Below are 451 nucleotides of genomic sequence, written 5' to 3'. Positions count from 1 at the left end.
GGCCCGAGAGCATCACGTAGGGCGTCTTCTCCATCACCGCGCGCGCCAGCAGGATCGGGTTCCTGATCCGCGTGACGCCCGCCACCGCACCGGCACGGTGGGTGTCGCCGTCCATGATCGCCGCGTCCAGCTCGTTGGTGCCCTCATGGGTGAACACCGCGCCCTTGCCGGCGTTGAAGTTCGGATCGTCCTCCAGCACGGTGATCGCTGCGGCCACCGCGTCCAGCGCGCTGCCGCCGGACTTGAGCTCGGCGTAGCCGCCCTGCAGCGCCCGGGTCATCGCCGCGCGCACCGCCTGCTCCTTCGCCGGCGTCATTTCGCGCTTGACCACCCCGGCGCCGCCATGGATCACCAGTACGGGCGAAACGGCGGCATGGCTCATGGCGGCAACCCCGAAGGCGGCGAGGGCGAGGAACAGATGGTGCGGTCTCACGTGGGCGCTCTCCCGGAC

1 protein-coding gene is annotated in these 451 nt (G+C 70.7%); it reads right to left on the bottom strand.

Annotated features, from left to right (window positions below; all coding sequences use genetic code 11):
- A partial coding sequence (locus tag UUA_RS18365; RefSeq protein WP_039954582.1) for an isoaspartyl peptidase/L-asparaginase occupies window positions 1-382 on the bottom strand: 382 nt, incomplete at its 3' end.
- Between the last annotated feature and the right edge of the window lie 69 nt (window positions 383-451).

Source organism: Rhodanobacter thiooxydans LCS2 (genome assembly GCF_000264375.1).
Classification (GTDB): Bacteria; Pseudomonadota; Gammaproteobacteria; order Xanthomonadales; family Rhodanobacteraceae; genus Rhodanobacter; species Rhodanobacter thiooxydans.
This window is presented reverse-complemented; position numbering and strand designations above follow the sequence as displayed.